This window comes from Streptomyces sp. MI02-7b (assembly GCF_033793585.1).
In the GTDB taxonomy this organism is placed as follows: domain Bacteria; phylum Actinomycetota; class Actinomycetes; order Streptomycetales; family Streptomycetaceae; genus Actinacidiphila.
In genome coordinates, this window is record NZ_JARAWX010000012.1 from 32,108 (window position 1) to 53,443 (window position 21,336).

Here is a 21,336-nt window from a genome sequence, read left to right on the forward strand (position 1 = left end):
CCGCGAACGGCTGGAACACAACTACGGGGATTCGACGGGGCTTCAGGGGTGGGGACCAGACATGACCGACCGTGGCGTGCGCGATCTCGGGTGGGACGACAGCCTGTACGAGACTCGTCCGCAGCATGAGGCGGACGCGGCGCGCACGGGGCCCCCGGCGCCCGGTGCGCCGGACGGCGGCCGTGCGCAGCGCGCGGCGGGGACCCGCCGGCGGCGCGGGCGGCGCGCACTGCGCTGGACCGCGGTCGTCCTGGCCCTGCTGATACTCGGTACGGCGGGGGCCGGTTACGCGTACTACCAGCACTTGAGCCACAACATCCGCAAGGGCAAGCGCAACAGCGGCGCCAGCAACGTGCACAAGGCGCCCACCAACGCGCTCAACATCCTTCTGCTGGGCTCCGACAGCCGCAACACGGACGCCAACCTGAAGCTGGGCGGCGCCAAGTACACCCGCGGGGACAAACCGCGCGCCGACGTGATCATGCTTGTGCACGTCTCCGCCGACCGCAGCAACATGTCGGTGGTGAGCATCCCGCGCGACACCCGGGTGCCGATCCCGAAGTGCACCGACCCCAAGACCGGCGAGACGTTTCCCGCCACCACGCACGCGATCATCAACGAGAGCCTCACGCACGGCGGTCCGGGCTGCACGCTGGCCACCGTCCAGAACCTCACCGGGGTCTACATCGACCACTGGATGATGATCGACTTCGCGGGCGTGGTGAAGATGGCCGACGCCGTGGGCGGTGTGGAGGTGTGCGTGCGGCAGAACGTGTGGGACCACCCCACGCCGGACCAGCCCGGCGGCTCCGGCCTGAAGCTCAAGGCCGGCCGGCAGAAGATCTACGGCAAGACCGCGCTGCAGTGGCTGCGCACCCGGCACGCCTTCGAGAGCGACCTGGGCCGGGCCGAGGCCCAGCACATGTACATGAACTCGATGGTGCGGGAGCTGCGCTCGCAGAACGTCTTCACCGACAGCGGCCGGCTCCGGAACCTGGCGGAGGCGGCGACCAAGGCGCTGCAGGTCTCCGAGGAGATCGGCACCCCGAAGAAGCTGTACGACCTCGGCATGGAGCTCAAGAGCGTCCCGTCGAAGCGGATCACGATGCTCACGATGCCGCCGGCCACGGACCCGGAGAACGACCAGCACTACATCCCGGACGCGGTGAACGCGCCCAGGGTGTGGGCGAAGCTCGTGCACGACGTGCCGTTCGACGACAACGGCGCCAAGAAGCCCCCGAAGAAGCCCGCCGAGTCGGGACCGCCGGCACGTCCGGCCGCCGATATCCCAGTGGCCGTGGTCAACGGCACCGCCGGCGACAGCACGGGCACCCCCGTGAACGGCCGTGCGGGCGTCGTGGCGGGCCTCCTGGCCGGCCAGGGCTTCACGGGGGCCGTGAAGGCCGCCGAGGCGCAGCCGTCGGCCACCACCGCGATCGCCTACCCCGCCGCCCAGGGGGCCCAGGCCCGCTCGGACGCGCTCGCCGTGGCGAAGGCCCTCAAGCTGCCGGCCGGCCTTGTGAAGGAATCCTCACACGTTGCCTCCGTCACACTGGTCGTCGGCGCGGACTGGCGCGAGGGGACGGCCTACGCGGGCGGCGCCGATCCCGACGCGAAGCTCCCCGACAGCGCCGGCGCCCTTAACGGCTCGGACAAATCCACATGTATGCCGGTGTATGCGCCGTATCGGTGGCAGTAGGGAACGCCCCCTTCAGGGCAGGGGGCAATCGTTTTACATGACTGATAAGAATCGAAGGCCTGGACAGTTGCCGACGTTATGTATCGTGACCTCCAACCATCCGCGAGCATTTCTGTCGGACCCCACAGGGCTTTGACAGTCGCGCAGCTGGGAATCACCAACGGTCCGCGGGCGCCACGGCGCCGGAGCCGACCATGGTGACCAGCGCGCCATGGGAGGCCTGAATGCGCCACGGCAGCGCCCCTGGGGGGCTCAACGCCCCTTACGAACCTCATGAACCCGGGTGGGGCAACGCTCCGTACAGGGGCGGTGACGGGGCGCCGTACGTTCCGCAGCAGCCCTCGTACGGCGGCGGCTACCAACCGCAGCCACAACCCCAGCCGCAGGGGCAGGGGCAGCAGTACGCCCCCTACGACACGACGGCCTACCAGCCCTCGGCCTTCGACAACGAGGCGTACGAGCCGGACCCGTACGCCCCCGAGGAGGAGTACGAGGACGACGCCCCCGACACCGACTCGCGGACCGGCGGGCCGGGCGACGGTGGCGGCGACGGCACAGGGGGGCCCAACGGTCCGGGCCGGCGCGGCAACCGCCGTCGCAAAAAGGGCAAACGGCGCGCTCTGCGCTGGGTGGCGATCGTCACATCGCTCGCGATAGTCGGGTCGGCCGGCGCCGCCTGGGCCTACTACGAGCACCTGAACGCGAACATCCGCAAGGACGCTCTCAACCTCGGCGACAGCAAGGTCGACAAGAGCAAGGCCAACGCGGCCGGCCAGACCCCGCTGAACATCCTGCTGCTGGGCTCGGACAGCCGGGCCTCCAAGGAGAACCAGAAGCTCGGCGGCGCCAAGGCCGACGCGACGCGCAAGCCGCTGGCCGACGTCCAGATGCTGCTGCACGTCTCGGCCGACCGCAGCAACATGACCGTGGTCAGCATCCCGCGCGACACCCGCGTCACCATCCCCAAGTGCACCGACCCGGACGACGGCACCGTCTACCCCGAGACCAGCTCGGAGACGATCAACGCCAGCCTCGGGCACGGCGGTCCGGGCTGCACCGTGGCCACCTGGGAGAACCTGACCGGTATATCCATCGACCACTTCATGATGATCGACTTCGCCGGCGTGGTCTCCATGGCCGACGCGGTCGGCGGCGTCCCGGTCTGCGTCAAGAGCAACGTGTGGGACAAGAAGTCCGGGCTGAAGCTCACCGCCGGCGACCACGTCATCAAGGGCAAGCAGGCGCTGCAGTGGCTGCGCACCCGCCACGGCTTCGAGGACGGCAGCGACATCGGCCGCACCCACGCCCAGCACATGTACATGAACGCGATGGTGCGGCAGCTCAAGTCCGGTACGAAGCTCACCGACCCGGGAGCGCTGACCGGCCTCGCGGAGAGCGCCACGAAGGCGCTGACGGTCGACACCGGCCTCGGCACGGTCAAGAAGCTGTACGACATGGGCAACGACCTCAAGCGCGTCCCGACCGGCCGAATCACCATGACCACCATGCCGTGGGGTGCCGACCCGGAGAACCCGACCGCTCACGTGGTGCCGACACCGGCGGCCACCAAGCTCTTCACGCTGCTCCGCAACGACCAGGCGGTCGACGGCAAGGCGAGCAAGAAGAAGCCCCCGGCGAAGCCCGCCTCGACGGCCAGGCCCGACGCCAAGGCGGACATCCCCGTCACCGTCGAGAACGGCACCGGCACGGCCTCCCAGGCCGCCGTCCCCGGGCGGGCCAAGGCGATCTCCGAGCGGCTCGTCGCTCTCGGCTACACCCAGGCCGAGTCCGACAGCACGCCCCAGTCGCAGTCCGGCACCACGGTCACGTACCCGTCCGACGACCAGCAGGCGAACGCGAACGCCCTGGCGGTCGCGAAGTCGCTGGGCCTGCCGACGAGCGCGGTGAAGAAGTCCGCGTCGGCCTCCGGGATCACGCTGGTGGTCGGCGCCGACTGGACCACCGGCACGAGCTACCCGAAGGAGAGCTCGTCCGACACCAAGGAAGTGCTGGACAGCGCGAACGCGCTCAACGCCTCCGACAAGTCGGCGTGCATGAAGGTCAACCCGTACTACAACTGGTAGGACGCACGGGCCGGGCCCCGCGGGGCCCGGCCGCCGGCGCTACGCGTCGGAGTCGGCGGTCGCCCGCACCGCCGGGCGGCGGCTGGCGATGACCCTGCGGGCGAGCGAGCGCGGGCTGGTCAGGAAACCGAAGCCCCACGACATGTGCATGGTGGCCAGCGCCACCGGGACCTGGGCCCGCGCCGCGAGGGACAGCCCCTTGCCGGCGGGCAGCGAACCCAGCGCGATGGCGGCCAGGTAGCCACCGGGGACCACGAAGCCCAGCGGGGTGACGGCCACGCCGACGACGACGCCCGCCGCGATCGCCAGGACCGCGCCCGGGGCGGCCAGGTACCGCAGATTGACCGAGCCCTGGTGGTAGCGGGTGACGACGCGGCGCCACCGGCCGTAGTCCTTGTACTGCTTGGCCAGCGCCCGCACGCTCGGCCGCGGCCGGTAGGAGACGCGCAGTTCGGGCGAGAACCAGATCAGGCCGCCGGCCTCGCGGATGCGGTAGTTCAGCTCCCAGTCCTGGGCGCGGATGAACTCCTCGTTGTAGCCGCCCTGCTGCTCCAGCACCTCGCGGCGGAAGACGCCCAGGTAGACGGTGTCCGCGGGGGCCGCCTGGCCGCCGGTGTGGAAGGCCGCGTTGCCCACGCCGATCCGGGACGTCATGGCGGCGGCGACGGCGCGCTCCCAGTCGTTCTCGCCCTCGGCGTGCATGATGCCGCCGACGTTCGCGGCGCCGGTCTCCTCCAGCAGCCGCACGGCGGTCTCGATGTAGTCCGGGGAGAGCATGCCGTGCCCGTCGACGCGGACCACGACAGGATGCCGGGAGGCCTTGATGGCGGCGTTCAGGGCGGCGGGGGTGCGGCCCGTGGGGTTGGGCACGGTGTGCACCCTGGGGTCCTCGCGCACGAGCTCGGCGGCGATCTCGTCGGTGCGGTCCGTCGAGGGGCCGAGGGCGATGACGACCTCCAGCTCACCCGCGTAGTCCTGCTCCAGGATGTGCCGGACGGAAGCGCGCAGATGGCGCTCCTCGTCGAGCACGGGCATGATCACGGAGACGGCGGGCGGCAGGTGGGGGGTCGCAGCGTTCACAGCCGCACACGTTACCGCGAACGGATGACAGCGGTGTGCAGGCCCGGGCGAGGCTCATACCGTAGGACGGTATGACTGCTTAACGTGCCTTTATGACCGCCGCTCGCCGCCGCCAGCCGGCGCCCGCCGTCCGCCGGACCCCGGTGCGCCGCGGGATGCGCGTCCTCGGCGCGCTCTCGCTGGGCATCCTGACCGCCAGCGGGATCGGGCACGCCGTCGTCGCCCACATGGACAGCCGCCTCGCGCACGTGGACGCCCTCGGGGGCCCCAGGGAGCGCGCCGCCTCCACCAAGGGCACCAACTTCCTGATCGTCGGCACCGACCTGCGCCGCGGCCTGACCGCGGCCCAGCGCACCCGCTGGCATCTGGGGGGCCGGCCCTGCAACTGCGCGGACACGATGATGCTCGCGCACGTCTCCCGGGACGGCCGCAGGATCAGCGTGGTCGGCCTGCCGCGCGACACCTACGCCGAGCTCCCCCGCCCCGGCAGGCTGAAGTGGGCGTACGGCGACGGCGGCCCCGCGCTGACCGTCAGCGCCGTCGAGAAGCTGACCGGGCTGCCGGTCCACCACTACGCCGAGATCGACTTCGGGCGCTTCATGAAGGCGGTCGACCTGGTCGGCGGCGTCGACGTGTGCACCACCCGTCCGCTGAAGGACGGCTGGACCGGACTCTCGCTGCCCGCCGGCACCGTCCGCATGAACGGCGGGGCCGCGCTGCAGTACGTCCGCTCCGGCTACGGTCAGGACGCCATGGACCTGACGCGCATGGGCCGGCAGCAGCGCTTCCTGGCGGCCCTGGTGCGCCGGGTGACCGAGACCGGTCTGCTGCGCAACCCGGTCAAGCTCGAACAGGTCGCCGGGGCCGCGCTCGGCTCCGTGCGCACCGACCGGCAGACCACGCCGGACGATCTGATCTCTCTGCTCACCGGGCTGCGCGGCGGCTTCGGGGTGGGGTCGCTGGAGTTCGCGACCGTACCGGTGGAACCGACGCCCTTCCGGGTCCAGGGGGTCGGCACGACCGTGCGCTGGTCCGCCAAGGGCGCCGAGCGGCTCTTCGACGCCCTCCGCGAGGACCGGTCGCTCATCGGCCCGGCCGTCACCCCCGCGAGCGGCACGCCGGCGCCCTCGCGCAGCCCCGAGCAGGTCGACGTGCCGCCCGGCTCGATCCGCGTCCAGGTCAACAACGGCACGTCCGTGACCGGCCTCGGCGCCCGCGTCGACAAGGACCTGCGGGGTGCCGGTTTCCGGACCACGGGGATGCCCGGCAACACCACGCGGCACGACGCGGAGTACACGGTGATCCACTACGACCCCGGCTGGGACCGCTCCGCGGCCGCCCTCGGCACCGCGCTCCCCTACGCGGGCCTGCGGGCCGTGCCCGGGCTCGGGCCGGTGCTGCGGGTGATCGTGGGCGCCGACTACCGCGGCGTCACCCCGGTGCGGGCCGGGGAGCCCGCCCCGGCGCCCCAGCCGCAGCCGCAGCCGGTGGACATCAAGCCGGTGCGGGGCGACCGCATGCTGTGCGACTGACCGCGGTCAGTCGTCCAGGCCCTCGGCGGCCCGCTTCTCGCGCAGTTCCATGATCGCGCGGCGGCGGGCCAGCCGGTGCGTGCGCCGGATCTGGGCCTCCTGGTTGCGGCGGCGGTCGCGGTCGGTCTCCAGGAGCAGCTGCGGCACCGAGCGCGGCTTGCCCTCGGCGTCGACGGCGACGAAGACCAGGTAGGCGCTGGCCACCTGGGTGCCCGGCCCGGACTCGTTCCAGCGCTCGGCGACCACCCGCACGCCGACCTCCATGGAGGACCGGCCGGTCCAGTTGACCTGCGCCTGCACCTTGAGCAGGTCACCGACCCGCACCGGCTCCAGGAAGGCCATCTCGTCCATGGCGCCGGTCACCGCCGGGCCCTCGGAGTGGCGGCCGGCGACGGCCCCCGCCGCGTCGTCCACGAGCTTCATGACCACACCGCCGTGCACGGTGCCCAGGAGATTGGTGTCGTGGTGGGTCATGATGTGCGCCAGCGTGATCCGCGAGGCGGACGTCGGCTTGGCCGCGACGGGGTGCGGAGCGGGCTCTTCGAACATGGGCTCCACCCTAAGCACTGCCGCACGGCGCTCACCGCCCGGCACACCTTGCCCGGGACCAGGGCCGGGCGGATGCTGGCAAAGGGGGGTGTTCCTGCGAAATCCGCGATCCGAGCGTGACCCAGAGGTGAGCGCCATGGAGAAGACCTGGACGATCAAGCTGACCCTGGAGGAGGACGGCAACCGCACCGCCTGCACCGCGTCGCTGGCCGGCGACGGCGCCCCGGGAGTCGTGGGGCACGGGTACTCGCGCCGCAATCCGAGCGACGAGCCGGACCTGCGCATCGGCGAGGACGTGGCCGCGTCCCGGGCCTGTTCCAACCTGGCGCACGAACTGCTGGAGCAGGCCGCCGGGATGATCGAGACGCGTACCGACCTGCCCACCCACCTCACGGGATGAGGCGGCGCGGGCGCGTTGGGTCACGGAGAAGCGGCAGTCCTGTGACCTTTGCATCAGCTCTGCTGCAGAAGCGGAACCGACCTCCTGCTGGGCCCGCCGAACGGGCACACTGCCGTACATGAACGCATGGCCCGACGGCTGGTCCGACAACAACAGGAACCAGCGGCAGCAGCAGACGCCCGAGCCCCCGCTGCCCCCCGAGCTCTCCCCGCGCCGCGCGGCGACGGGCTCCGGCAGCGTTCCGCGCCAGCAGGGCTACGGCAGCCCGGCTCCCGCGCCCGCTCACGGGGGCGGCGGTTACGGCGGCGGATACGGGAACGGCGGTGACGGGGGCTCCTACGGGCCGCCCACGACCACCGGCCGGCCCCCGCGGCCGGGCAGCCGGGCGCGCCGGGTCAAGGTGACCCTGCTGGCGCTGGTGGTCGTCGTGCTGGCCTGGTCGATCGGCACCTACATATGGGCCGACGGCAAGGTGCGCCGCGAGGTCGACCTCGGCACGGTGATCGACCGCCCCGAGACCGGCAAGGGCACCAACTACCTGATCGTGGGCTCCGACAGCCGCGAGGGCCTGTCCGGCGACCAGAAGAAGCAGCTGCACACCGGCTCCGCCGCGGGCAAGCGCACGGACTCCATGATGATCCTGCACGTCGGCGACAACGGGAACTCGCTGATCTCGCTCCCCCGTGACTCCTACGTCACGATCCCGAGCTTCAAGGGCTCCGAGTCGGGCAAGACGTTCAAGTCCCCCGGCCAGAACAAGCTGAACGCCGCCTACTCGATCGACGGCCCGACACTGCTGGTGCGCACCGTCGAGTACAACACCGGCCTGCACATCGACCACTACGCGGAGATCGGCTTCGCCGGCTTCGCGAACATCGTGGACGCGGTCGGCGGCGTCGACCTGGACATCCCGCGCAACATCGACGACAAGAACTCCGGTCTGCACATCAAGAAGGGCCCCCAGACCCTCAACGGCGACGAGGCGCTCGCCTTCGTCCGCCAGCGCTACCAGGAGGCGGAGGGCGACCTCGGCCGGACCAAGAACCAGCAGAAGTTCCTGGCCGCCCTCGCGTCCCAGACCGCGACGCCGGGCACGGTGCTCAACCCCTTCAAGCTCTACCCGGTGATGGGCGCGGGCCTGGACACCCTGGTCGTCGACAAGGACATGAGCCTGTGGAACCTGGTCTCGATGTTCTGGGCGATGAAGGGCGTCAACGGCGGTGACGGCCTGTCGATGAACATGCCGACCGCCGGCTCGATCAACACCAGCGCGGGCAGCTCGCTCAAGTGGGACATGCCGAAGGTGAAGCAGCTGATCTCCGAGCTGAAGAACGACGAGAAGGTCACCGTCACCCCCGACTCGTGAGCCGGGGGTGACGGCAAAGGGCCGGGAAGCGGACGCTTCCCGGCCCTCACGGCGTACTGGCGCCGAGCCGGTCCAGGGAGTTGTTCGCGACGTAGTCGGCCATCGTGTCGTTGCGCATGGCCTCCCACAGCTGGGAGGTGCCGCTCTCGTCGAGCAGGACGACCGACTGGCCCTTGATCATGTCGAGCCCGCCGACCGGCGCGTTCATGAAGACCATGTCGGCCGCCCGGACCCCGCGCATGCTCCACATCAGGTCGCGCAGGTCACCGCCGGAGAGCCGGTCGTCGACGCTGACCACCCCGGTGACCTGGTCCAGCAGCTCCTTGGCCTTGAGCGGATTGCTCATCGTGGACCGGGTGAGCGTCTTGGCGATCACCGCGCGCAGGAACGCCTGCTGGCGGTGGGTGCGGTCCAGGTCGCCGCGGGGCAGGTGGTAACGCTCGCGCACGTAGGTCAGGGCCTGGTCGCCGTTCATGTGCCGGCCCGCGAGGTCGACGCCGCCGATGGCGTCGGTCAGGGTGCGGAAGCCGCTCCAGTCGATGACGGCGAGGTGGTCGACCTTGACGTCGGTCAGCCGCTGCACGGTGTCGATCAGCAGCGGCGGCCCTCCCCAGGAGAAGGCGGCGTTGAGCTTGGCCTTGCCGTTGCCGGGGACGGTGACCCAGCTGTCGCGGGGCAGCGAGACCACGTACGCGTGCCGGTGGTCGGCGGGCAGGTGGACCAGCATCATCGTGTCGCTGCGCTGGGCGCCGCGCTTCCACTCGGGCGCCTGCGCGTTCTCGCCGGTGGTGGGCAGGTCGGAGCGGGCGTCGACGCCCACCAGGAGGAACGTTTCACCGCCCTTGGCGGGGGCCGGCTGCTCGCTCTCGGGCACATTGGTCGGGAAGGCGTTCGGAATCCGGCTCACCTTGCCGGTGTAGTGGTCCACCGCCCACCACAGCGTCCCCGCCACCGCGAGCACGCCCGCCACCAGCAGCGTCAGCGCCCCCAGCAGCACCCGGCGGGCGCGCCGCCGCCGCTTGCGCCGGCGCGCGGCCTCGTCCCCCGGCGTTTCCTCAGCGGTCGTGTCCTTGTGACCGACCTGATCCGTCGTCGTCACGCCCCACCCCCACACTGTGCACCCGCTCCCCACGCGTGCGTAGGGGGCATTGTGGCGCGCGAAGGCCGTCCATGGCCATGCCCACGGCGTCCGTCCCGTCACACGGACACCACGGAGCGGCCCGATCCACCGCACCGGGCGGACGGGATGACGTCATCCCCCGCGGTTATGCTCGGCAGCACAGACCGGCCACCACCAGGGGAGGGAGCCTCCATGGCCCTCAAGCTCACCGTGATCGGCACCGGCTACCTGGGCGCCACGCACGCCGCCGCGATGGCGGAGCTGGGCTTCGAGGTGCTGGGGCTGGACATCGACCCCGCCAAGATCGAGATGCTGTCGACGGGCCGGGTCCCCATGTACGAGCCCGGTCTGGAGGAGCTCCTCGGCCGCCATGTCGCGGGTCTGCCCGGCGCCAGCGGCCGGCTGCGCTTCACCACCTCCTGGGAGGAGGTCGCCGCCTTCGGCGACGTCCACTTCGTCTGCGTCAACACCCCGCAGAAGCACGGCGAGTACGCCTGCGACATGAGCCACGTCGACTCCGCCTTCGACCTGCTCGCCCCGCACCTGACCCGGCCCGCCCTGGTCGTCGGCAAGTCCACGGTGCCGGTCGGCAGCGCGGCGCGGCTGGCCGGGAGGCTCGCCGAGCTCGCCCCGGCGGGCGACCAGGCGGAGCTGGCCTGGAACCCGGAGTTCCTGCGCGAGGGCTTCGCCGTCGAGGACACCCTGCACCCCGACCGGATCGTGGTCGGCGTCGCCTCCGAGCACGCCGAGAAGCTGCTGCGCGAGATCTACGCGACCCCGGTCTCCGAGGGCACGCCGTTCGTCGTCGCGGACTACCCGACCGCCGAGCTGGTGAAGACGGCGGCCAACGCCTTCCTCGCCACCAAGATCTCCTTCATCAACGCCATGGCCGAGGTCAGCGAGGCCGCCGGTGGCGACGTCATGAAGCTCGCGGAGGCCATCGGCCACGACGACCGGATCGGCAAGAAGTTCCTCCGGGCCGGCATCGGCTTCGGCGGCGGCTGCCTGCCCAAGGACATCCGGGCCTTCATGGCCCGCGCCGGCGAACTCGGCGCCGACCAGGCCCTGACGTTCCTGCGCGAAGTCGACTCGATCAACATGCGGCGCCGGTCCCACATGGTCGAACTGGCCCGCGAGGCCTGCGGCAGCGGCGGCTTCCTCGGCAAGCGCGTGGCGGTGCTCGGCGCGGCCTTCAAACCGGACTCCGACGACGTGCGGGACTCCCCCGCGCTCAACGTCGCCGGCCAGATCCACCTCCAGGGCGGCCAGGTCACCGTCTACGACCCCAAGGCGATGGACAACGCCCGCAGGCTCTTCCCCACGCTCGGCTACGCCTCCAGCGCCCTGGAGGCCGTACGCGGCGCCCAGGTCGTGCTGCACCTGACGGAGTGGCGGGAGTTCCGCGAGCTCGACACGGCGGCCCTGGGGGCCGTGGCGGGGCAGCGGCACATCATCGACGGCCGCAATGCGCTGCGCGCGGCGGTGTGGCGGGACGCGGGGTGGACGTTCCGGGCGATGGGGCGCCCCAACGCGTAGCCCTGCGAGCGGCACGCCGGTGCGGGGGTTGCTGTGCGGGCAGGTTTTCTCCCCGCCCGCCCTCCCCCCAGCCTTCGGCCGGGGTGCCCCCAACCCGGCGCGGTAAGTACGGGCGCTGCGTGCGTGTGGGGGTCGGTGCCGGGGCCGGGGTACGCCCCCAGCTACCGCCGGGAGGTGCCCTCAGCGGGGCACCCCGCCACACCCCCTCCCGGGCCGGCTGCGCGCCCTGACGGCCGGTGGGGGTTTCGGCCAGGCAACCGGGGTCACCCCGGACCGCCATCTCACCCCCCACCGGGGATCAGGCGCGACAACCTACCGAGGGGGCGGGGGAGGTGGGGGCACCCCCGGCCGAAGGTTGGGGGAGGGAGGGCGGGCGGGGAAAGACCCGCGCACACAAGCGTCAGTGGACGTCGCCCATGAGGGCGACGACCCGCTTGCGGTACGCGACGAACGCCGCCCCCGCCGCCAGCGCGACACCGCCCTGGATCGCGAACGACGTCTCCGACAGGAACGCGTCCCCGATGACCAGCTGCAGGATCGCCGCCACGCAGTCGCCCGCCGTCACGGCGAGGAACCACAGGCCCATCATCTGGCTGGCGTACTTGACCGGCGCCAGCTTGGTCGTGACCGACAGGCCCACCGGGGACAGGCAGAGCTCGGCGGCGGTCTGGATGAGGTAGACCACGGCCAGCCACAGCGGGGTGACCCTGACGTCGCCCGAGGCGGCGGCCTGGGCCAGCATCATCACGACGAACGAGGCGCCGATGCCGACGAGGCCGAGCGCGAACTTCACGGTCGTGCTGGGGTTCTTCCGGCCCAGCTTCACCCACAGCAGGGCGAAGACCGGCGCCAGGGCCATCACGAACAGCGGGTTCAGGGACTGGAACCAGCTCTCGGGGAAGTGGAAGCCCCACAGCTTCGACGAGGTGTGGTCGGAGGCGAAGACGGTCAGCGTCGAGCCGGACTGGTCGTAGATCATCCAGAACAGGGCGGCCACGACGAAGAACCAGATGTAGCCGGTCACCTTGGTCTTCTCGTCCGAGGTGAGCTCCTGGTCGCGGCGGATGCGCGTGAAGTAGTACGTCGGCAGCGCCAGGCCCAGCAGGGAGAGCGGCCACAGCACCCAGTTGATGGTGAAGTGGCCGGTGAAGGTGACCACGCCGTAGAAGACGACCGCGGCGGCCAGCCACAGCAGCGCCTTCTTCATCATCCCGGCGCGCTCGGCGGCGTCCAGCGGCGTGGGGACCACGCTGGAGACCGGCGCGAGGTGCTTGGTGCCCAGGAGGAACTGGGCGAGGCCGAGACCCATGCCGACGCCGGCGAGGGCGAAGCCCAGGTGCCAGTCGACGTTCTGGCCGACGGTGCCGATGACCAGCGGCGCGAGGAAGGCACCGAGGTTAATGCCGATGTAGAAGATCGTGAAGCCGCCGTCGCGGCGCGGGTCGTTCCGGTCCGGGTAGAGCTGGCCCACCATCGTGGAGATGTTGGACTTCAGCAGGCCGGAGCCGACCGCGATGAAGACCAGGCCGACGAAGAACGAGGCCGGGACCGGTACCGCCAGCAGGAAGTGGCCGATCATGATGATCGTGCCGCCGATGGCGACCGTGCGGCGCGGGCCCCACAGGCGGTCGGCGAACCAGCCGCCGGGCATGGCCAGCAGGTACACGGTGGCGGTGTAGACGCTGTAGATGGCGCCGGCGGTGGCGGCCTTCAGGCCGAGGCCGCCGTCCGCGACCGAGGCCGTCAGGTAGAGGACGAGCAATGCCCTCATGCCGTAGTAGCTGAAGCGCTCCCACGTCTCGGTCATGAAAAGTGTGGCCAGACCTCGAGGGTGGCCGAGGAAATTGCCGCCGGATCCGTGGTTCCGCGCGGCGAGGCCCTCAGTCAGGCTGGACGCCATGGTCTTTCCTTGCTGCTCGGGACGCGCTGCGCGAGCGGAGCGCGCCCGGTGGGGGGGTGACCGGCACCGGCGCGCGCGAACGCGCGCCGGGATCCACGGCCGCCGCCTTCACAGGCGCCGGCCCCGGCCGACAGGTCATTGACTGATGCTGGTGGGGACCAGCCCCGTCACAGAAGGGCCCCATGGCGCCGAAGTGAACACCAAAGGTCTCTTAGGGGAACTGTTACGGGCTTTTCGTTACTTTATGCCAGCCTCACATGTGTTATATGGGCCGACTTGAGACGCTCCTCACAGCACGTGCGGCCCGCCCGGCGTGCGGTTTCTCCGGGCGGACTACCATCAGCGCATGACCCGCGTACTGCTCGCCGAGGACGACGCATCCATCTCGGAACCGCTCGCACGCGCGCTGCGCCGCGAAGGGTACGAGGTCGAGGTGCGTGAGGACGGACCGGCGGCGCTCGAAGCCGCCCTGCTCGGCTCCTTCGATCTGTTGGTGCTCGACCTGGGACTGCCCGGAATGGACGGGCTCGAGGTGTGCAGGAGGCTGCGCACCGAAGGCCACGGATTCCCGGTGCTGGTGCTGACCGCCCGGGCCGACGAGGTGGACACGGTGGTCGGCCTCGACGCCGGCGCCGACGACTATGTGACCAAGCCCTTCCGGCTGGCCGAGCTGCTGGCCCGGGTGCGGGCCCTGCTGCGGCGCGGCACGGCCGAGGCCCAGCATCCCTCGACCCAGGGGGTGCGGATCGACGTCGAGTCGCACCGCGCCTGGATGGGCGACGAGGAATTGCAGCTCACGGCGAAGGAGTTCGACCTCCTGCGCGTACTGGTGCGGGACGCCGGGCGGGTGGTCACCCGTGAGCAGCTGATGCGCGAGGTGTGGGACACCACGTGGTGGTCCTCCACCAAGACGCTCGACATGCACATCTCGTGGCTGCGCAAGAAGCTCGGCGACGACGCGGCCGCCCCGCGGTACATCTCCACGGTCCGCGGCGTGGGCTTCCGGTTCGAGAAGAACTGACAAGAGCTGAGACGCTTCCACCATGCGCCGCCGTCTCATCCAGTCCACGCTCGCCGTGGTGCTCGTCGTCATCGCCGTCTTCGGCGTCTCCCTGGTGATCGTGGAGACCCGGACGATCGAGAACAGCGCCAGGGAGAGCGTGGACTCCGAGGCGGTCCGGCTGATCGGCATCGTCGAGAGCCGGATCATCGGCGACGAGCGGATCAGCCGCGAGGTGCTGTCCCAGCAGATCACGCCGGACCGCTACGCGCTGGTCAGGATCCCGGGCGAGTCCCCGATCGCCATCGGCACGCCACCGACGGGCAAGGTGATCTCCTCGCAGCAGAAGGGCGAGCACGGCGAGACCGTGGTCGTCCAGGAGTCGCGCAGCAAGGTCAGCCGGGAGATCGGCCGCACGCTGCTGATCATCCTCGCGGTGGCGCTGCTGGCGGTGCTGGCCGCGGTGGTGCTGGCGGTGCGGCAGGCGCGCCGGCTCGGCAGTCCGCTGACCGACCTGGCCGAGACCGCGGAACGGCTCGGCTCGGGCGATCCGCGGCCCCGGCACCGCCGCTACGGGGTGCCGGAGCTGGATCGGGTCGCCGACGTGCTGGACCGCAGCGCCGAGCGGATCGCCCGCATGCTGACCGCCGAGCGGCGACTGGCCGCGGACGCCTCCCACCAGCTGCGCACCCCGCTGACCGCGCTGTCGATGCGGCTGGAGGAGATCATCGCCACCGCGGACGACCAGGAGACGGTCAAGGAGGAGGCGACGATCGCGCTCGGCCAGGTCGAGCGGCTCACCGACGTCGTGCAGCGGCTGCTCACCAACGCGCGGGACCCGCGGACCGGTTCCGCGGTGGTCTTCGACATCGACGACGTGATCAAGCAGCAGGTGGAGGAGTGGCGCCCGGCCTACCGCAGCGCGGGGCGGGTCATCACCTCGGGTTCCGACCGGATGCGCGCGGTGGGCACACCGGGCGCGGTCGCGCAGGTGCTGGCCACCCTGCTGGAGAACGGGCTGATGCACGGCGCGGGCACGGTGGCCATCTCCACCCGCGTCACCGGCAACCAGGTGGTGGTCGAGGTGACGGACGAGGGCCAGGGCGTGCCGCCGGAACTGGGGGCCCGGGTCTTCGAGCGGACCGTCAGCGGGCGCAACTCCACGGGCATCGGTCTCGCGGTCGCACGGGACCTGGCCGAGGCGGACGGCGGCCGTCTGGAACTGCTGCAGCAGCGCCCGCCGGTCTTCGCGCTGTTCCTGGCCCGCCAGGAACCGCCGGTGTGACGTCCGGGCCGGCCGCTACCCGGCGCGGCCCAGCGGGGCGCCGGGGACCTCGTCGGCGGCCTCGTTCTCCGCACTGACCAGGAACGATGCCGCCTGCCGCACGGACCCGTGGCTCGGCAGCGCCTTGAAGACCCAGCTGCGGTAGGACCAGAACCGGAAGAGGGTCGCGACCCCGATGCCGAGGAACTTGAAGACGTTGCTCTGCAGCGGGCTGTCCCAGCCGAAGCCGTACGTCGCCATGTAGAGCAGGCCGTTCTCGATCACCAGGCCGATCGCGCTGAAGAGCAGGAACAGCCCCAGCTCGCGGGTGCGGCCGCTCTTGTCCCGGTCGCGGTAGGTGAAGTAGCGGAAGCCGACGTAGTTGAAGACGATGGCCACGACGGTCGCGATGACGCTGGCGCGCACCACCTGGAGGTCCGTGAGGTGCCGGACGAGGTTGAAGACGCCGATGTTGACCAGCACGCCCGCGGCACCGACGGCGCCGAACTTCGCGACCTCCCGCGCTATCCCGCGCAGGCGGTCGGTGAGCACCGCCGGCCGGGCGCTGTGCCCCGTCACTTCGCCCATGAGATCGCCCGGGTCCCGTCTGTCTTCGGTCAGAGGCCTTCATGCTAGCCGGGGGGCCACCGGGACAGGGGTCGGGGCGTCATTCGCACCCGGATATCCTGGTGACTGTGACATTCCCGGTAGTCGGCATGATCGGCGGCGGCCAGCTCGCCCGTATGACCCACGAGGCGGGCATCCCGCTCGGCATCAGATTCAAGCTCCTCAGTGACACGCCTGTGGACTCCGCGGCCCTGGTGGCGGGGGAGGTCGTGGTGGGCGACTACCGCGACCTCGAGACGCTGCGCGCGTTCGCGGCCGGCTGCGACGTGATCACCTTCGACCACGAGCACGTGCCCACCGAGCACCTGCGGGTCCTGGAGGCCGACGGCATCGCCGTCCGCCCCGGGCCGGAGGCCCTGGTGCACGCCCAGGACAAGGGCGTCATGCGGGCGAGGCTGGACGCCATCGGCGTGCCGTGCCCGCGGCACCGCATCGTGGCCGACCCGGCCGATGTGACGCGCTTCGCCGAGGAGGGCTCCGGTTACCCGGTGGTCCTCAAGACCGTGCGCGGCGGCTACGACGGCAAGGGTGTGTGGGTGGTCCGGGACGAGGCGGGGGCCGCCGAGCCGTTCCGGGCCGGTGTGCAGGTGCTCGCGGAGGAGAAGGTCGACTTCGCGCGGGAGCTGGCGGCCAATGTCGTACGGTCCCCGCACGGGCAGGCGGTCGCCTACCCGGTGGTGGAGTCGATCCAGGTCGACGGCGTGTGCGACACCGTGATCGCGCCCGCGCCCGACCTGCCCGAGCCGCTGTCGGCGCAGGCCCAGCAGCTGGCGCTGACCATCGCCAAGGAGCTGGGCGTCGTCGGTCACCTGGCCGTGGAGCTGTTCGAGACCCGGGACGGCCGGATCCTCGTCAACGAGCTGGCCATGCGCCCGCACAACAGCGGCCACTGGACCCAGGACGGCGCCGTGACCTCGCAGTTCGCCAACCACCTGCGGGCGGTGCTGGACCTGCCGCTCGGCGATCCGCGCCCGCGGCAGCCGTGGACGGTGATGGCCAACGTCCTCGGCGGCGACTACCCCGACATGTACCAGGGCTATCTGCACTGCATGGCCCGGGACCCGCAGCTGAAGATCCACATGTACGGCAAGGACGTGAAGCCCGGCCGCAAGGTCGGCCACGTCAACACCTACGGCGCCGACCTGGCCGACGTGCGCGAGCGCGCCCGGCACGCCGCCGACTACCTGCGAGGGACGATCACCGAATGAGCAGCCCCTTGATCGGCATCGTGATGGGTTCCGACTCCGACTGGCCGGTCATGGAGGCCGCGGCCCAGGCGCTGGACGAGTTCGAGGTCCGGTACGAGGTCGACGTCGTCTCCGCGCACCGCATGCCGCGCGAGATGGTCGCGTACGGCGAGCAGGCCGCCGGGCGCGGCCTCAAGGCGATCATCGCGGGCGCCGGGGGCGCCGCGCACCTGCCGGGGATGCTGGCCTCGGTGACGCCGCTGCCGGTGATCGGTGTGCCGGTGCCGCTGAAGTACCTGGACGGCATGGACTCGCTGCTGTCCATCGTGCAGATGCCGGCCGGCGTGCCGGTGGCCACGGTCTCGGTGGCCGGCGCGCGCAACGCGGGCCTGCTGGCGGTGCGGATGCTCGCCGCGCACGACGGTGAACTGCTGGAGCGGATGCGGCACTTCCAGGAGGAGCTGAACCAGCAGGCGACCGAGAAGGGCAAGCGTCTGCGTGCCAAGGTGGAGGGGTCGGCCGGCTTCGGTTTCGGAGGTAAGTAGTCATATGAGCCACATGGGTCACGCGGACGCCGAACTGCTCGCGCGGGCGCGGGAACTGCTCACCGCCCATCCGGTCGTGGACGGGCACAACGACCTCCCCTGGCGTCTGCGCGAGCAGGTGCGCTACGACCTCGACCGGCGGGACATCGCCGCCGACCAGTCGGCGCACCTGCACACCGACATCCCCCGGCTGCGGGCCGGGCGGGTCGGCGCCCAGTTCTGGTCGGTGTACGTGCGCAGCAGCCTCACCGGCGGGGACGCCGTCGCCGCCGTGCTGGAACAGGTCGACTGCGTACGCCGCCTGATCGAGCGCCACCCCGGCGACCTGCGGGCCGCGTTCACCGCCGACGACATGGAGTCCGCCCGCGCCGAAGGACGCATCGCCTCGCTGATGGGCGCCGAGGGCGGGCACTCCATCGCCAACTCCCTCGGTGTGCTGCGGACGTTGTACGCGCTGGGCGTGCGCTACATGACGCTGACCCACAACGACACCATCGACTGGGCGGACTCGGCCACCGACGAGCCCCGGCACGGCGGCCTGACCCGCTTCGGCGAGGAGGTGGTCCGCGAGATGAACCGCCTGGGCATGCTCGTCGACCTCTCGCACGTCTCGCCCGGCACCATGCGCGCGGCGCTGCGGGTCTCCGAGGCCCCGGTGCTGTTCTCGCACTCCTCCGCACGGGCGGTCTGCGACCACGTGCGCAACATCCCCGACGACGTCCTGGAGCGCCTGCCGGTCAACGGCGGGGTCGCCATGGCGACCTTCGTGCCCCAGTTCATCCTGCCCGCCGCGGCCGAGTGGATCGTCGGGGTCAACGCCGAGATGCGGGCGCACGGCCTGCATCCGCTGGACCAGACGCCCGAGGCGCTGGCGGTCCAGCGGGCCTACGAGGACGCCCACCCCCGGCCCGTCGCGACCATCGGCACCGTCGCCGACCACCTGGACCACATGCGCGAGGTCGCCGGCGTCGACCACATCGGCCTCGGCGGCGACTACGACGGGGTCTCCTTCCTCCCCGAAGGCCTCGGCGACGTGTCCGGCTACCCCCGGCTCGCCGCCGAACTGCTGCACCGCGGCTGGTCGGACGAGGACCTGGCGAAACTCGCGTGGCGCAACGCGGTACGCGTCCTGCGGGACGCGGAGTCGGTGGCGGCGGACCTGCGGGGCAAGCGGGGCCCGTCCAGCGCCTTGATCGACGAGCTGGACGGTGCCCCGGCCGCGGGCTGACGGCCGGACAAGCACGGCTCAGCGAAACGGGCGCGTCAGCGCGCCCGTGGATGGGGAAGGGGGAACGGCGCCGCGGCCGGGCTAAGCGGGAGCCGCCACCTCGGCCCAGACGGTCTTGCCCGGCTGTCCGTCGGTGTTGCGCAGCACGCCCCAGTCGAGGCACAGCCGCTGCACGATGAACATGCCGTGCCCGCCCGGCCGCCCGGCGCGGTGCGGGGTCCGCGGCGCGGGGTCGCCCACGCCTCCGTCGGCGACCTCCATGCGGAGCGACTTGGGCTGCCAGTGCAGCCGCAGTTCCTCGGGGCCGCCCGCGTGCAGGCAGGCGTTCGTCACCAGCTCGGAGACGACCAGCAGCACGTCCTCGGCCGCGGCTCTGCGATCGGCGGAGTCGGCCGGGAGCCAGCCCCAGTCGTGCAGGGCCTGCCGGGTGAAGTCACGTGCCAAGGGCACGACGCCCGGCATCCCCGACAGATGGAGTCTGCGCACCTGGGCCTCCCCCGGTCCGGTGGGCAGCGCGTCCGCGCCACCCGAGTCGCGGTCGTCCGCCGCAGGGGGCCGCGTGGTGCTCATCAGCGCCTCCACTCACCGATGTCCGCCAGTGTCAGAAGTGATCCCCAGGAAGTCTCCTGCCCGGCCCTCTCGGCGGAACACATACGGGTTGCCGGGCGAACGGGGCGTACCGTCACGGCCCCGCGGGGGACCGGCCCGACGATCACTCCTTGAGCGCGTCGTCCAACGTGGCATGCACGGTGAAGACGGCCTCGGCGCCGGTGATCGAGAAAACCTTGGCAACAGCCGGCCGCATCCCCGCCAGGTGCACGGAGCCCCCGGCCGCCTCGGCCTTCAGACGTGCGCCGAGCAGGACGTTCAATCCCGTGGAGTCGCAGAACTCCAGGCCGGTGCAGTCCACGACGAGCCTGCTGTAGCCGTCATCGACGAGCTGGTCCAGCGGCTCGCGCAGCAGGTCGGCCGTGTGGTGATCGAGCTCACCAGCAGGCGCGACGACCGCACTCGTGCCCGACCGGCTCACAGCGACACGCAGCCGGTCACGGCCGGTCGTACCGACCATCTCGCGGTCCATGCGCACTCCTCCCGGATGAATAGGCCCAGCGCATCTCGCACCCTACGCGCTTTCCTGACCTCGGTGGTAGTCACGACGGGAGACAGCGGCCCCCGCACAGAACCGATCGATCCAGTTTGCAATAACCGCGCCGAACGGGGTAGGCGTGGAGTGTGGGCTGAATTCCTGGTTCCGCATGCCCCCGTCACCGCACCGAGGGAGGAGAGCATGGCATCCCGGCTCGACGCGCGCGACGCGTCGGCGACAACGGAGACCACCGTTCACAAGGAGTACGGGACCCCGGAGGGCCTGGAGGACCTGCCGGAGATCCCGCCCTACGACGAGGTCGGTCCGGTGGACGCTCGGGCCCTGTCCAAGACGCTCTTCCAGCGACTGGAGACGCTGGAGGAGGGCACGCACGAGTACAGCTACGTGCGCAACACCCTGGTCGAGCTCAACCTCGCCCTGGTGAAGTTCGCGGCGTCCCGGTTCCGCTCCCGCAGCGAGCCGGTCGAGGACATCGTCCAGGTCGGCACGATCGGGCTGATCAAGGCCATCGACCGCTTCGAGATGAGCCGCGGCGTCGAGTTCCCGACCTTCGCGATGCCGACGATCATCGGCGAGATCAAACGTTTCTTCCGTGACACCTCCTGGTCCGTGCGCGTCCCGCGCCGGCTGCAGGAGCTGCGCCTGGACCTGGCCAAGGCCGGTGACGAGCTGGCCCAGAAGCTGGACCGGGCGCCGACCGTCGCGGAACTCGCCGAGCGGCTGCAGATCAGCGAGACCGAGGTCGTCGAGGGCATGAGCGCCAGCAACGCGTACACCGCGAGCTCGCTGGACGCCCAGCCCGAGGAGGACGACTCCGAGGGCGCGCTCGCCGACCGGATCGGCTACGAGGACCACGGTCTGGAGGGGATCGAGTACGTGGAGTCCCTCAAGCCGCTGATCGCCGAGCTGCCCGCCCGCGACCGGCAGATCCTCTCGCTGCGCTTCGTGGGCAACATGACGCAGTCGGAGATCGGCCAGGAGCTGGGCATCTCGCAGATGCACGTCTCCCGGCTGCTGACCCGTACGCTCGGGCGCCTCCGGCGCGGGCTGCTCGTGGAGGAGTGACCTTTCGCGCCGCGCGCTCTTCCCCTCCGGGGACGGCCCCCGCGCC

Annotated in this window: 19 protein-coding genes; 12 read left to right on the top strand and 7 right to left on the bottom strand. The window is 71.3% G+C overall.

Annotated features, from left to right (window positions below):
* Positions 1–61 precede the first annotated feature (61 nt).
* Positions 62–1,699 (top strand): LCP family protein, encoded by a 1,638-nt coding sequence (locus PV364_RS20785; protein WP_319661626.1) that lies wholly within the window; start codon positions 62–64, stop codon positions 1,697–1,699.
* Positions 1,700–1,923: 224 nt separating this feature from the next.
* Positions 1,924–3,783, top strand: a complete 1,860-nt coding sequence (locus PV364_RS20790) for an LCP family protein (RefSeq protein WP_319661627.1) — start codon at positions 1,924–1,926, stop codon at positions 3,781–3,783.
* A gap of 39 nt (positions 3,784–3,822) precedes the next feature.
* Here the strand turns inward: PV364_RS20790 and PV364_RS20795 are convergent, their stop codons facing one another.
* The gene (locus PV364_RS20795; protein WP_319661628.1) at positions 3,823–4,863 is read right to left on the bottom strand and encodes a glycosyltransferase family 2 protein; all 1,041 of its coding nucleotides are present in this window, start codon (positions 4,861–4,863) and stop codon (positions 3,823–3,825) included.
* 92 nt (positions 4,864–4,955) lie between these two features.
* Between PV364_RS20795 and PV364_RS20800 the strand changes: the two genes are divergently transcribed.
* The gene (locus PV364_RS20800; RefSeq protein ID WP_319661629.1) at positions 4,956–6,395 is read left to right on the top strand and encodes an LCP family protein; all 1,440 of its coding nucleotides are present in this window, start codon (positions 4,956–4,958) and stop codon (positions 6,393–6,395) included.
* A 6-nt stretch (positions 6,396–6,401) separates the two neighbouring features.
* Here the strand turns inward: PV364_RS20800 and PV364_RS20805 are convergent, their stop codons facing one another.
* Positions 6,402–6,944 carry an acyl-CoA thioesterase gene (locus PV364_RS20805; RefSeq protein WP_319661630.1) on the bottom strand — a complete coding sequence of 181 codons (543 nt, stop codon included), beginning with the start codon at positions 6,942–6,944 and terminating at the stop codon, positions 6,402–6,404.
* A gap of 136 nt (positions 6,945–7,080) precedes the next feature.
* Between PV364_RS20805 and PV364_RS20810 the strand changes: the two genes are divergently transcribed.
* The gene (locus PV364_RS20810; protein WP_319661631.1) at positions 7,081–7,344 is read left to right on the top strand and encodes a DUF1876 domain-containing protein; all 264 of its coding nucleotides are present in this window, start codon (positions 7,081–7,083) and stop codon (positions 7,342–7,344) included.
* A gap of 118 nt (positions 7,345–7,462) precedes the next feature.
* The gene (locus PV364_RS20815; RefSeq protein WP_319661632.1) at positions 7,463–8,710 is read left to right on the top strand and encodes an LCP family protein; all 1,248 of its coding nucleotides are present in this window, start codon (positions 7,463–7,465) and stop codon (positions 8,708–8,710) included.
* Between the two features lie 46 nt (positions 8,711–8,756).
* On the opposite strand, the gene PV364_RS20820 is transcribed toward PV364_RS20815, so the two are convergent.
* Positions 8,757–9,809, bottom strand: a complete 1,053-nt coding sequence (locus tag PV364_RS20820) for an LCP family protein (RefSeq protein WP_319661633.1) — start codon at positions 9,807–9,809, stop codon at positions 8,757–8,759.
* Positions 9,810–10,022: 213 nt separating this feature from the next.
* Between PV364_RS20820 and PV364_RS20825 the strand changes: the two genes are divergently transcribed.
* Complete coding sequence (locus PV364_RS20825) at positions 10,023–11,366, top strand: UDP-glucose/GDP-mannose dehydrogenase family protein (RefSeq protein ID WP_319661634.1); 1,344 nt, start codon at positions 10,023–10,025, stop codon at positions 11,364–11,366.
* A 400-nt stretch (positions 11,367–11,766) separates the two neighbouring features.
* On the opposite strand, the gene PV364_RS20830 is transcribed toward PV364_RS20825, so the two are convergent.
* Positions 11,767–13,266 (bottom strand): oligopeptide:H+ symporter, encoded by a 1,500-nt coding sequence (locus PV364_RS20830; RefSeq protein ID WP_319661635.1) that lies wholly within the window; start codon positions 13,264–13,266, stop codon positions 11,767–11,769.
* A 346-nt stretch (positions 13,267–13,612) separates the two neighbouring features.
* Here PV364_RS20830 and PV364_RS20835 point away from each other — a divergent pair, with 346 nt between their 5' ends.
* A complete protein-coding gene (locus PV364_RS20835; RefSeq protein ID WP_018559726.1) occupies positions 13,613–14,287 on the top strand; it encodes a response regulator transcription factor in 675 nt (224 codons plus the stop codon).
* Positions 14,288–14,309: 22 nt separating this feature from the next.
* Positions 14,310–15,551 (top strand): ATP-binding protein, encoded by a 1,242-nt coding sequence (locus tag PV364_RS20840; protein ID WP_319661636.1) that lies wholly within the window; start codon positions 14,310–14,312, stop codon positions 15,549–15,551.
* A gap of 15 nt (positions 15,552–15,566) precedes the next feature.
* Here the strand turns inward: PV364_RS20840 and PV364_RS20845 are convergent, their stop codons facing one another.
* Positions 15,567–16,118: a GtrA family protein gene (locus PV364_RS20845; RefSeq protein ID WP_401978003.1), complete on the bottom strand. Its 552-nt coding sequence runs from the start codon at positions 16,116–16,118 to the stop codon at positions 15,567–15,569.
* A gap of 107 nt (positions 16,119–16,225) precedes the next feature.
* Between PV364_RS20845 and PV364_RS20850 the strand changes: the two genes are divergently transcribed.
* From PV364_RS20850 to PV364_RS20860, 3 genes are read left to right on the top strand one after another with little or no spacing between them, the layout of a single operon-like run.
* Positions 16,226–17,365, top strand: coding sequence for a 5-(carboxyamino)imidazole ribonucleotide synthase (locus PV364_RS20850; protein WP_319661638.1), 1,140 nt, complete (start codon positions 16,226–16,228; stop codon positions 17,363–17,365).
* Positions 17,362–17,889: a 5-(carboxyamino)imidazole ribonucleotide mutase gene (purE, locus tag PV364_RS20855; RefSeq protein WP_319661639.1), complete on the top strand. Its 528-nt coding sequence runs from the start codon at positions 17,362–17,364 to the stop codon at positions 17,887–17,889. Before PV364_RS20850 ends, purE begins: the two co-directional genes overlap by 4 nt.
* 4 nt (positions 17,890–17,893) lie before the next feature.
* On the top strand, positions 17,894–19,117 hold the full coding sequence (locus PV364_RS20860; RefSeq protein WP_319661640.1) for a dipeptidase: 1,224 nt from the start codon (positions 17,894–17,896) through the stop codon (positions 19,115–19,117).
* Positions 19,118–19,198: 81 nt separating this feature from the next.
* Here PV364_RS20860 and PV364_RS20865 read toward each other — a convergent pair whose 3' ends face one another.
* The gene (locus tag PV364_RS20865; protein WP_319661641.1) at positions 19,199–19,687 is read right to left on the bottom strand and encodes an ATP-binding protein; all 489 of its coding nucleotides are present in this window, start codon (positions 19,685–19,687) and stop codon (positions 19,199–19,201) included.
* Positions 19,688–19,829: 142 nt separating this feature from the next.
* Positions 19,830–20,198, bottom strand: a complete 369-nt coding sequence (locus PV364_RS20870) for an STAS domain-containing protein (RefSeq protein ID WP_319661642.1) — start codon at positions 20,196–20,198, stop codon at positions 19,830–19,832.
* Between the two features lie 207 nt (positions 20,199–20,405).
* On the opposite strand from PV364_RS20870, the gene PV364_RS20875 reads away from it, so the two are divergent.
* Positions 20,406–21,290 carry an RNA polymerase sigma factor SigF gene (locus tag PV364_RS20875; RefSeq protein WP_319661643.1) on the top strand — a complete coding sequence of 295 codons (885 nt, stop codon included), beginning with the start codon at positions 20,406–20,408 and terminating at the stop codon, positions 21,288–21,290.
* Positions 21,291–21,336: the final 46 nt, after the last annotated feature.